We start from the raw sequence: 7,470 nt of genomic DNA, 5'->3' as shown, positions 1-7,470 counted from the left end.
GTCGGCGAGCGTCGGCAGCGGCAGGCGCGCGGGACCCGCCTCGGCCGCCTCCTGGAAGACGCGCAGCGACGCGCGCAGCTCGGGCAGCGCCGCCTCGAACGCGTCGTCGTCGGAGAGCGGCAGCTGGATCCACCCGCCCGCGAGCTCGAGGCCCGCGCCGGCGAGCCGGTCGCGCAGCTCGCGCCCGCGGCCGACGTAGCCGACGGGCCCGAGGTCGATCCCCGCGTAGCCCGTCTCCGCGAGCGCCTCGACCATGTCGTCGGGCGTCACGACCTCGGCACCCTCGGGCGTCAGCTCGAACACGCCGAAGCTCACGGGCGCGCCGGCGACGGTGGCCCTCACGCGGCGGATCCGTCCGGGTGAGCCGTCGCGGCGGCGCGGGATGCGGGGGTGGTGCGGGTCTGGACCATGCGGCGTCGCACTGCTCCTCGGGCCGTCGAGCGGGATGTTTGTCCTGACGATAGTACGTGGGCCTGGTCCGCCGCCATCCTCAGGCGCGCCCCCGAGGGGGAGCGCCGCGACGATCGCATGACGAGCCGGTGACGATCCGGGTGCGGCCCCCCTCCCTGGCTCGCGCCCGCCCTACGCTCGACGGGTGATCCCCCACGCGGGGGAACACGCGACGCCGAGGGGGACGACGCCATGCACGACAGCCAGACCGCACCCGCACCGGGATCCGGATCCATCGCCGCGTCGCCGGGGCGCCGCGCCGGGGCTCCACGCCGCGTGGCCCGGCCGCTCGCCGTGGCGACCGCCCTGGCGCTCGGCCTCTCCGCGCTCGTCGCGTCGCCCGCCGAGGCCCAGGCGGCCACCGTCTCCATCGCCGACGTGCAGGGCACCGGCAGCGCGACCCCGTTCGCCGGCCGCGTCGTCACGGTCGAGGGCGTCGTCACGGCGGACTACCGCGGCGCGAGCGGGTACGCCGGGATCGTGATCCAGACCCCGGGCTCCGGGGGCGCGACCGACGCGACGCCCGGCGCCTCCGACGGGATCTTCGTCTACCTCGCGAGCGCGGACCCTGCCGTCGCGATCGGCGACCTCGTGCGCGTCACGGGCGCCGCGTCCGAGCGCCAGGGGCAGACCCAGGTCGCCGCGACCGCGACCGACCTGGTGCAGGCCGGCGTCGGCGCGCCCGCCGCGACCGCGCTGCCCGACGCCCTCCGCGGCGCCGACCGCGAGTCGCTCGAGAGCATGCTCGTGACGCCCACGGGCGACTACCGCGTGGGATCCGCCCACCAGCTCGACACCTTCGGCACGCTCTGGCTGAGCGCCGGCGCCGACCTGCCCGTCAAGGCCACCGACGTCGTGCGGCCGGGCGCGGAGGCCGACCGGATCGCCGCCGACAACCGCGCGCGCCGGCTCCTCCTCGACGACGGCTACAACATCCAGCTGTCGAACGCCGCGTATCCCGCGGGCGCGACGCAGCCCTACTACACGGCCGACCGCGTGGTCCGGAACGGCGACGTGCCGGTCTTCCCGGCCACCCCGTACGTGCTCGCCTACGGCTTCGACGACTGGCGGCTCCAGCCCACGACGCCCGTCACCTCGCTCGACGCGGCCGGCCGGGTGCCGACATTCCGGAGCGGGAACCCGCGGCCGGCCTCCTCGCCCGAGGTCGGCGGCGACGTCCGCATCGCCGGGTTCAACGTCCTCAACTACTTCACGACGCTCGGCGAGCGCGGCGCTGCGACGGCGGACGAGTTCCAGCGGCAGCGCGCCAAGATCGTCACGGCGATCACGGGGCTCGACGCGCAGGTCGTGACCCTCATGGAGATCGAGAACTCCACGAGGTTCGGCGAGCCTGCGGACACCGCGACCGCCGACCTCGTGCGCGGCCTCAACGACGCCGCCGGATCCCGCGCGTGGGACTACGTGCGCACGCCCGCCGCGCTCGCGTCGACGCCGACCGACGAGATCCAGAACGCGATCATCTACCGCACGGACGCGGTGACGCCCGTCGGCGAGGCGGCCACCCAGATCGACGAGACCGTCTGGGGCAACGCCCGAGAGCCGATCGCCCAGTCCTTCCGCGGCGGCGACCAGACCTTCACCGTGGTCGCGAACCACCTCAAGTCGAAGTCCGGATCCGGCACGCAGCCGGCCGACGGCCAGGGCTTCTTCAACGCCGACCGGGTCGCCCAGGCGCAGGCCGTCGCGCGCTTCGCGGGCGAGCTGCAGGCGTCGAGCGGATCCGACCTCCTCTACCTGCTCGGCGACTTCAACGCCTACTCCGAGGAGGACCCGATCCAGGTCCTCCGCGACGCCGGCTTCGTCGACCTCGTGGCCGCGAGGGCGCCCGGCGAGCGCACGTACTCCTTCGACGGCGAGGTCGGATCCCTCGACCACGTCCTCGCCACCCGCGCCGGCGCCGAGCGCGTGACGGGCGTGGGCGTCTGGGACGTCAACGCGCCCGAGTGGGCGGCGCGCGAGTACGGCGGGGCCGCGACCGACGGATCCAGCGCCTTCCGCTCCAGCGACCACGACCCCGTGAAGGTCGGCCTCGACACCGTGCGCGACGCGTCGACGCTCGTCGGGTACGCCGACCGGCTGCTCGTCCGCAGCGGGCAGCCGGTGGAGTACTCCGTGCAGCTCCAGGCGGGCGGTGCTCCCGCGGCCGGCCGCGTGCGGATCCTCGACCGGGGCCGCGCGATCACCTCCGTCGACGTCACGGCCGACGACGCCGGCCGCGCGACCGTCACGCTGCCGCGGCTCTCCCGCGGCATCCACCTCATCACCGCGACCTACGACGGCGACACGGGGGCGCGCGGGGCGAACACCGTCTGGCCGTCGATCGTCCTCGTCTGGTAGCCGGCCGCCCCGCGTGGAATGCGCGGGGGATCCGCCCGGTTGCACCCCGAGACCGCACGAACCGAGCACGAGAAGAGGACGCACCATGGCCACCACCGAGCTGACCGCCGAGAACTTCGAGAGCATCGTCGACTCCAACGGCATCGTCGTCGTCGACTTCTGGGCCGACTGGTGCGGCCCCTGCAAGCAGTTCGCCCCCGTCTTCGACAAGTCGAGCGAGAAGCACGCCGACATCGTCCACGGCAAGGTCGACACCGAGGCGCAGCAGTTCCTCGCGCAGCAGGCGAACATCTCCGCCATCCCGACGCTCATGATCTTCAAGGACCAGACGCTCATCTTCAGCCAGGCCGGCGCCCTGCCCGCCCCGGCGCTCGAGTCGCTCATCGAGGAGGTCCGCGCCGTCGACGTGGCCGCCCTCAAGGAGCAGGCCGCCGCCGAGGCCGCGCAGGCCACGCCCGGCGCGAGCGCCGACCCCACCGCGATCTGATCCGCGGCTGAACCGCACCGTGCGGCCCCTCCCCATCCGGGAGGGGCCGTCCGCGTCCCCACGGCCCGCACCGCCGCCGTCCGCCGAGCGCCCCACGGATACGATTGCCCCGATGACCTCCACCCCTCCCGCCCCGGCCGGCACGGCCCCCTCCGCAGGCGCCCTGGCCCCCGCCCTCGAGCGCCTCGGCACGGTCTTCGGGTACGACGCCTTCCGCGGCGACCAGCAGGAGATCGTCGAGCACGTCATCGGCGGCGGCGACGCGCTCGTGCTCATGCCCACGGGCGGCGGCAAGTCGCTCTGCTACCAGATCCCGAGCCTCGTGCGCGAGGGCACCGGCGTCGTCATCTCGCCGCTCATCGCGCTCATGCAGGACCAGGTCGACGCGCTGCGCGCCGTCGGCGTCCGCGCCGCGTTCCTCAACTCCACGCAGGACCTCGAGACGAGCCGCGAGGTGGAGCGCGCCCTGCTCGACGGCGACCTCGACCTGCTCTACCTCGCGCCCGAGCGCCTCATCCTCGGCCGCATGGGCCGCCTGCTCGACGAGGCGCACGTGGCCCTCTTCGCCATCGACGAGGCGCACTGCGTCTCCCAGTGGGGCCACGACTTCCGCAAGGACTACCTCGCGCTGTCCATGCTCCAGGAGCGCTGGCCGGACGTGCCGCGCATCGCGCTCACCGCCACCGCCAACGAGGCCACCCACGCCGACATCACCGCGCGCCTCGGCCTCCAGGACGCGCGCCACTTCGTCTCCTCGTTCGACCGGCCGAACATCCGCTACCGCATCGTGCCCAAGGCCGAGCCGCGCAAGCAGCTGGTGGACCTGATCAAGAACGAGCACGCGGGCGACGCCGGCATCGTCTACTGCCTGAGCCGGAAGACCGTGGAGCAGACCGCGGAGGCGCTGAACAAGCAGGGGATCACGGCGCTGCCGTACCACGCGGGCCTCGACGCGGCCGTCCGCCAGCGCAACCAGGCGCGCTTCCTCCGCGAGGACGGCATCGTCATGTGCGCCACCATCGCGTTCGGCATGGGCATCGACAAGCCGGACGTGCGCTTCGTCGCCCACGTCGACCTGCCGAAGTCCATCGAGGGCTACTACCAGGAGACGGGTCGCGCGGGCCGCGACGGCCTGCCGTCCACCGCCTGGCTCGCCTACGGCCTCCAGGACGTGGTGCAGCAGCGCCGCATGATCGACCAGTCCGAGGGCGACGCGCAGCACCGCCGCCGGCTCTCGCAGCACCTCGACGCGATGCTCGCGCTCTGCGAGACCGTCGGCTGCCGGCGCGTGCAGCTCCTCCGCTACTTCGGCGAGGAGACGCAGGCCTGCGGCAACTGCGACACGTGCCTCGAGCCCGTCGAGACGTGGGACGCCACGGTGCCGTCGCAGAAGCTGCTGTCGACGATCGTGCGGCTGCAGCGCGAGCGGAACCAGCGCTTCGGCGCCGCGCACCTCATCGACATCCTGCTCGGCAACGAGACCGATCGCGTGCGCCAGCAGGGGCACGACCAGCTCGCCACCTTCGGCATCGGCGGCGAGCTCACCGACGTCCAGTGGCGCGGCGTCGTCCGCCAGCTGCTCGCGCAGGGCCTCCTCGGCGTGAGCGACGACGGCTACGGCACCCTCGTCATCACCCCGGGAAGCGGGGATGTGCTCACCGGATCCCGCCAGGTGCCCATGCGCCGGGAGCCCGAGCGCATCGTGCGCGGTCGCGGCACCCGCACCACACGCAGCAAGGGCGGCCAGGTCGTAGACCTCCCCGAGGAGGCGCAGGGCCTCTTCGAGGCGCTCCGCGCGTGGCGCTCGGAGCAGGCGAAGGAGCAGGGCGTGCCGGCGTACGTCGTGTTCGCCGACGTCACGCTGCGCGAGGTCGCCACGGTGCGCCCGCATGACCTCGGCCAGCTGGCGGGGATCACGGGCGTCGGCCAGAAGAAGCTCGACACGTACGGCGAGAGCCTGCTCGCGGTCGTCGCGGCCGGTTCCGCCGACCCGGGCGCAGCCGACTAGCGGCGCTTCCGGGGGCCGCCGACCGGAGCCGGCACCGGGCAGGATCCGAGGAGAGACCCGGTCCCGAGCCTCGAGGGCTGCGGGACCGAGCCGCGCGCGCGGCCGACTTTTACCCGAAGACCGGCCCGGCGCTGGCGGGACAGCTCACCCGAAGAGCTGTCGCCGTTGCCCACGATCGTACTGGTCCGGCCACCCGGTCCACGCGGGCTGTGGGGAGCCGCCGTCGCGTGGTAGCGGAGCGGCAGGGGCACGAGCCGGTGATCGAGCCCGCATGTAAACAGCGTGTAACGGGAGGCCGCAAACGCTTCATCGGCATTGCCAACACCGCATGGCGTATTTGTAATATGTCACCTACCACCGGCCACCCGAGGCTGGACGAGGGAGCGCCATGGCAGTGATCGGAGCAGACGCGGATGCCGTCCGCGGGGGCGAGCGCCGTCCCGCCGTCCTCCCCACCACCGGATCCCGCCGCCCGCTGGGTGCCTCGGCCGTCACCCTGGATGGCGGCCTGCTCGCCGCCTGGCAGGAGCGCAACCGGGCCCGCACCATCCCGCACGCCATCGCGTCGATGACCGCCGCCGGCAACCTCGACGACCTCCGAGCCGCCGTCGACGGTCCGGGGGAGCGGCCGGTCCCGCGCTACCCGTTCCTCGACACCGACGTCTACAAGACGCTCGAGGGCATCGCCTACGAGGTCGGCCGCGGCGCCGCGAGCCCGGAGATGCGCGCCTACCTCGACGAGGCCACGGACGTGCTGGAGCGCGTGCAGGCGGATGACGGCTACATCGGCTCGTACGTGCAGCGCCCCGGATCCGACCGCGAGCCCTGGTCCGACCTCGCCTGGGGCCACGAGCTCTACAACCTCGGGCACCTGATCCAGGCCGCCGTGGCCGACTCCCGCCAGGGCGGCGACGGCCGGCTCCTCGCCGTGGCCCGCCGCTTCGCCGACGCCGCGGTCCGCGCGTTCGGCCCGGGCGGGCGCTCCGAGGTCTGCGGCCATCCCGAGGTCGAGATGGCGCTCGTCGAGCTCTACCGGGAGACGGGGGAGCGCGCGTACCTCGACCTCGCCTCCGCGTTCGTCGACCGGCGCGGGCACGGCACGGTGGCGACGCGGATCTTCCCGGCCGAGTACTTCCAGGACGCGCACCCCTTCCGCGAGATGCCGGCGGTCACGGGCCACGCCGTCCGCATGGCGTACCTCGCCGCGGGCGCGACCGACGTGGCCGTCGAGACGGGCGACGCCGGTCTGCTCGCCGCCTCGGTCCGCCTGTTCGACGACGCCGTGCGCACCCGCCTCTACGTGACGGGCGGGCTCGGCAGCCGCCACTCGGACGAGGCCATCGGCGACGCGTACGAGCTGCCGAGCGAGCGCTCCTACAGCGAGACCTGCGCGGCCATCGCCGTGATGCAGTGGGCCTGGCGCCTCTTCCTCGCGACCGGCGAGCCCCGCTTCCTCGACACCTACGAGACCGTGCTGCTGAACGCCTACGCGGTGGGCCTGTCCGCCGACGGCGCGGGCTTCTTCTACGACAACCCGCTCCAGCGTCGCCCCGACCACCACGCGCAGTCGGGCGCCGAGACCGAGGGCGAGCTGATGCGCCGCCCGTGGTTCACGTGCCCGTGCTGCCCGCCGAACATCGTGCGCTGGATGAGCGAGCTGCAGGATCACGTGGCGGTGCAGGACGGCGACGACCTCGTGATCGCGCACCCGACCGCGTGCGTGATCCGCACCGAGGCGATCGACGTCCGCGTCACGACCGCGTACCCGTGGGACGGCTCCGTGCGCGTGGAGGTGCTGCGCGCGTCGGGCGCCGAGAGCGGCATCGTGATCCGCCGCCCGGGCTGGTGCCGTGCCGCGACCGCCTCCGTGCAGGGCGCCGACCGCGCGGCCACCGAGCTCGACGCGCTGGGTGCCGACCGGTGGATCCGCGCCACCCGAGCCTGGGCCGCCGGCGACGCGCTCGTGGTCGAGCTGGACATGCCCGTGCGGGCCCTCGGATCCCACCCGCACCTCGACGCCACGCGCGGCACCCGCGCGGTGGCCCGGGGCCCGATCGTGTTCGCGGTCGAGCAGGAGGACGCCGACGCGCCCGTCGACGACCTGCTCCTCGACCCGCGCGACCTGGCGGCGGCGCGGCCCGTCCCGCTCCCGCTCGCCGCGCCGTGG

4 protein-coding genes and 1 pseudogene are annotated in these 7,470 nt (G+C 74.1%); 4 read left to right on the top strand and 1 reads right to left on the bottom strand.

Annotation, left to right across the window (positions count from 1 at the left end; translation table 11 throughout):
• A pseudogene (locus DZG00_RS10110) lies at positions 1-342 on the bottom strand (sugar phosphate isomerase/epimerase family protein); the annotation flags it as partial.
• 300 nt (positions 343-642) lie between these two features.
• On the opposite strand from DZG00_RS10110, the gene DZG00_RS10105 reads away from it, so the two are divergent.
• From DZG00_RS10105 to DZG00_RS10090, 4 genes are all read left to right on the top strand, one after another.
• Positions 643-2,808, top strand: coding sequence for an ExeM/NucH family extracellular endonuclease (locus DZG00_RS10105; RefSeq protein WP_119455587.1), 2,166 nt, complete (start codon positions 643-645; stop codon positions 2,806-2,808).
• Between the two features lie 85 nt (positions 2,809-2,893).
• Complete coding sequence (trxA, locus tag DZG00_RS10100; protein WP_012037481.1) at positions 2,894-3,295, top strand: thioredoxin; 402 nt, start codon at positions 2,894-2,896, stop codon at positions 3,293-3,295.
• A gap of 112 nt (positions 3,296-3,407) precedes the next feature.
• Complete coding sequence (gene recQ, locus DZG00_RS10095) at positions 3,408-5,303, top strand: DNA helicase RecQ (RefSeq protein WP_119382462.1); 1,896 nt, start codon at positions 3,408-3,410, stop codon at positions 5,301-5,303.
• 388 nt (positions 5,304-5,691) lie between these two features.
• The coding region (locus DZG00_RS10090; RefSeq protein WP_119455586.1) for a glycoside hydrolase family 127 protein at positions 5,692-7,470 on the top strand (1,779 nt) is incomplete at its 3' end.

Source organism: Clavibacter lycopersici, assembly GCF_003576405.1.
GTDB classification, from domain to species: Bacteria; Actinomycetota; Actinomycetes; order Actinomycetales; family Microbacteriaceae; genus Clavibacter; species Clavibacter lycopersici.
This window is presented reverse-complemented; position numbering and strand designations above follow the sequence as displayed.

Coding starts and splice junctions, on each gene's coding strand:
- DZG00_RS10105 (WP_119455587.1), top strand. CDS start 643: ATGCACGACAGCCAGACCGCACCCGCACCGGGATCCGGATCCATCGCC.
- trxA (WP_012037481.1), top strand. CDS start 2,894: ATGGCCACCACCGAGCTGACCGCCGAGAACTTCGAGAGCATCGTCGAC.
- recQ (WP_119382462.1), top strand. CDS start 3,408: ATGACCTCCACCCCTCCCGCCCCGGCCGGCACGGCCCCCTCCGCAGGC.